Source organism: Phenylobacterium sp. (genome assembly GCF_031181185.1).
Classification (GTDB): Bacteria; Pseudomonadota; Alphaproteobacteria; order Caulobacterales; family Caulobacteraceae; genus Phenylobacterium.
Window position 1 is genome coordinate 1 of sequence record NZ_JAPSKZ010000252.1, and the last position, 3906, is coordinate 3906.

Here is a 3906-nt window from a genome sequence, read left to right on the forward strand (position 1 = left end):
CGCTGCCTGGTCGAGGCCGTACAGCGCAAGGGTTGCCGGGTGACCGTAGTCTCGACCGTGAAGTCCCAGCCGCCGATGGTCTCGGACGAGCTGCGGCGCCAGGCGGACAACTTCGTGGACCTGGCCGATCTCGCCGACCTGATCGGCCGACCGGCTCGTCTGCCCCGCTTCATCCAGGAAAGCCACGCCCCGCGCGTCGAGCGCGAAGCCGACGACACCCAGGCCGATGCCGGCGCTTGAGGCCGACGCGGTCCTCGTGGGCCCCGAGGCGCCGCCGGACTGCCCGGTTTGCCCGAGGCTCGTCGCCTACCGCGAGGCCAACAAGATCTCGATCCCCGGCGGCTTCAACGGCGCGGTGCCGTCGTTCGGCGATCCGGACGCGCGGCTGGCGGTCGTGGGCCTCGCCCCCGGCCGGATGGGCGCCAACCGCACCGGCCGACCGTTCACGGGCGATGGGGCTGGCGTCATCCTGTACGAGACCCTGATCAAGACCGGCTTCGCCCGCGGCAGCTACGAGGCGCGCCCCGACGACTCCGTCGAGCTGATCGACTGCATGATCACCAATGCCGTCCGCTGCGCCCCGCCGGGCAACAAACCCGAGACCATCGAGGAAGCGACCTGCCGGCCCTTCCTGACGGCCCGCCTGGCCGCCCTGCCCCGGCTGAAAGTGATCGTGACGCTGGGCGACGTCTCGCGCCGCAACGTGCTCCGCGCCCTCGGCCTGAAGGCGTCCGCGGGTCTGGCTGGCCACGGCACGGAATTCCAGGCCGGGCCCTACACGGTTCTGAACAGCTATCACTGCTCGAGGCTGAACACGAACACTGGCCGCCTGACGCCCGAGATGTTCGAGGCCGTGTTCAAGCGCGCGCGGGCCCTCATCGAAGCCGCCGGTTGACGACCGGGCCCGGGCCTATAGCGTCGCGGCCCAGCTTGCACCGGAGTTCGTCAGCGTGATCCGCACCCTTCTCGTCTCGGCGGCCATTCTCGCCTTCGCTTCGCCTGTCGTAGCCGCTCCGCCGCCGGGCCTGCACGACGAGGCGCTGGAGATCCTGACGACGGGCATCGGCTTCCGAACGGTGAACCCGGGCGACCAGATGGTCCCGTACGCCGAGTACCTGAAGAGCGTGCTGGTGAAGGCCGGCTACCGGCCGGAGGACATCCGCATCCAGCCGATGGCCGGCACGGCCGCGCTGATCGCCCGCTATCCGGGAACCGACCCCAAGAAGAAGCCCATCATCGTCCTGGGCCACATGGACGTGGTCGAGGCCAAGCGTGAGGATTGGGAGCGCGATCCCTTCAAGGCCGTCGTGGAGAACGGCTACGTGTTCGGCCGCGGGGCCGAAGACAACAAGTTCGACGTCTCGATGGCCGTGGCCACCCTGGCGCAGCTGCGACGCGAAGGCTGGAAGCCGGGCCGTGACGTGATCCTGGCGCTCTCGGGCGATGAAGAAACCAAGATGGTCACCACCCAGTGGCTGGCCAACGAACTGAAACATGCCGAATTCGCACTGAACGCCGACGGCGGCGGCGGCACGCTGGACACCGATGGCAAGCCGGTGGCCTATGGCCTGCAGGCGGCCGAGAAGACCTACGCCGACTTCACCCTGACGATCACCGATCCGGGCGGCCACTCCAGCGCGCCGACGCCAGGCAATCCGATCTACCGGATGAGCAACGCGCTGGAGAAGCTCGCCGCCTACCGCTTTCCTGCGATGTCGAACGAGATCACCCGCGCCGCGGCGGCCGCCATGGCGTCGAAGCGTCCCGGCCCGATCGGCGAGGCCCTGAAGCGGTTCTCGGAGAATCCAGAGGACGCGCAGGCGATCGCCACCCTCAGCGCCGACAAGGACATCGCCCCGCAACTGCGCACCACCTGCGTCGCGACGATGATCTCGGGCGGCCACGCGCCGAACGCCCTGCCCCAGCGCGCTCAGGCCAACGTCAACTGCCGCATCTTCCCGGGCACGCCCGCCGAAGAGGTTCGCAAGACGCTCGAGAAGGTCATGGCCGAGCCCGGCCTGACCGTCGCCCGCGTCACCGACGACGGCTCGGTGGACAGCCCCGCCTCGCCTTTGCGCCCCGACGTCATGGCTGCGGTGAAGAAGGCGGTGAACGCCCGCTATCCTGGCCTCCAGGTGACCCCGTCGATGTCCAGCGGCGCGACGGACGGCATGCACTTCCGCGCGGTGGGCGTTCCGACCTATGGCGTTGCGGGCCTGTTCTCGCGCAACGAGGACAGCTTCGCCCACGGTTTGAATGAGCGGGCGCCCGTCGCCAGTATCGACGGCTCGCTGGACCACTGGCGCTCGATCCTGAAGGATTTGGCGCGATAGTCATCCGCTCACCCGGCAACGTCGGGACAAGCGGAGTTGCGAGTCTACTTCGCGCTCGCGATGTAGGCGTCCACCCGCGTCTCCAGCACGTCCAGCGGGATCGCCCCAGCAGCCAGCACCGCCTCGTGGAAGGCTCGGATGTCGAACTTCGACCCAAGCGCCTTCTCGGCCTTGGCGCGTAGCTCGCTGATCTTCAGCTGCCCGATCTTGTAGCTGGTCGCCTGGCCGGGGGTCGTGAAGTAGCGATCGATCTCGCTCTGGATGTCCCGCTCCGAATTGAGCGTGGTGTCGCGCATGTACTGGACAGCCTGGTCGCGGCTCCAGCGCTTTGAATGGATGCCGGTGTCCAGCACCAACCGCGCCGCGCGCCAGATTTCCAGGCTCAGCCGCCCGAAGTCGTTGTACGGGTCCTGGTAGAAACCGGCCTCCTTGCCCAGCTTCTCGGCGTAGAGGCCCCAGCCTTCCTGGTACGCCCCCTGGTAGGCGTAGCGACGGAACATCGGCAGGTCGGTCTGCTCGAGCGCGCGGGCGATCTGGAAGTGATGCCCCGGCGCCCCCTCGTGGTAGGCCATCGCCTCCAGCTGCGGCTTGAACACCTGGTTCATGTCCGAGAGGTTCACGTAGAAGATCCCGGGCCGCGAGCCGTCGGGCGTGCCGGTGTTGTAGAAGGCCACCGAGGCGGTCTTCTCCCGGAACGGCTCCACCGCGCGGACCTCCAGCGCTCCCTTCGGCAGCACCGAGAACTGCTTGTTCGCCGCCGTGGCCATGTAGGTCGAGATGATCGCCTTGGCGTCCGTCAGGTACTGCTGCCTGCCCGCCTCGGTGTTCGGATAGCGGTACTTCGGCTCGGTCTTCAGGTGGGCGAAGAACTCGTTCAGCGAGCCCTTGAAGCCGACCTTCTGCTTGATAGTCTCCATCTCGGCGCGGATGCGGGCCACCTCGGAAAGCCCGATCTGGTGAATCTGGTCGGCGGTCAGCGGCGTCGTGGTGAAGAACGACAGCAGGTCGTTGTAGAAGGCCTCGCCCTGCGGCAGGGCCCAGACGCCGTTCACGGTCGTGGCCTTGGCCTGCATGCGCTGCAGGCTCTCGACATAGCGCTTGTAGCCGTTCGCCCAGCCCGTCTTCAGCGCCGCCTCGCCGTCCTTCAGCAGGCGGGCCTTGGTGGGTTCGTCCGCCTTCAGCGCGGCGACCTTCTTCTTGAAGTCGGCCCAGACGGCGTGATCCGGGCCACCGTCGAACGGGGCGCCCTTCAGCTGGTTCTGGGCGTCCGGGATCACGCGGCCGAAGACGAAGGCCGGCGGCAGGAAACCCTTGGCCGTTCTCTGGTCGATGTCGGCCGCCACCTCGCCGCCCACCCGCTCCACCGCCCGCAGGCGCGAGACGTACGCCTCGGCGTCGGCCACGGTGTCCACGCGGTGGACGTTGATCAGCATCACCGGGATGCCGTCCAGCGAACTGCCGGTGGAGGTCACCGCGTAGTTCTGCCAGTACCACTTGTCGAAGAGGCGCTGGACCCCGACGCTCTTCTCGAAGAGCTCGTAACTGACCTTCGAACTCTCGCTCAGCTTCGACG

General features: G+C 67.9%; 4 protein-coding genes. 3 read left to right on the forward strand and 1 reads right to left on the reverse strand.

Annotated features, from left to right (window positions below; genetic code table 11):
* The 3 genes from RIF93_RS19215 to RIF93_RS19225 all read left to right on the forward strand — a co-directional run.
* Positions 1-240 (forward strand): NYN domain-containing protein (locus tag RIF93_RS19215; RefSeq protein ID WP_309093056.1); only part of this gene is annotated, 240 nt, incomplete at its 5' end.
* Positions 227-895: a uracil-DNA glycosylase gene (locus RIF93_RS19220; protein WP_309093057.1), complete on the forward strand. Its 669-nt coding sequence runs from the start codon at positions 227-229 to the stop codon at positions 893-895. The genes RIF93_RS19215 and RIF93_RS19220, both read left to right, overlap by 14 nt.
* A 55-nt stretch (positions 896-950) precedes the next feature.
* Positions 951-2333 carry a M20/M25/M40 family metallo-hydrolase gene (locus tag RIF93_RS19225; RefSeq protein ID WP_309093058.1) on the forward strand — a complete coding sequence of 461 codons (1383 nt, stop codon included), beginning with the start codon at positions 951-953 and terminating at the stop codon, positions 2331-2333.
* Between the two features lie 44 nt (positions 2334-2377).
* Here the strand turns inward: RIF93_RS19225 and RIF93_RS19230 are convergent.
* The coding region (locus RIF93_RS19230; protein WP_309093059.1) for a DUF885 domain-containing protein at positions 2378-3906 on the reverse strand (1529 nt) is incomplete at its 5' end.

Excerpts from the sequence above, each read along its gene's own strand:
- RIF93_RS19220 (WP_309093057.1), top strand. The coding sequence starts at position 227 with ATGCCGGCGCTTGAGGCCGACGCGGTCCTCGTGGGCCCCGAGGCGCCG.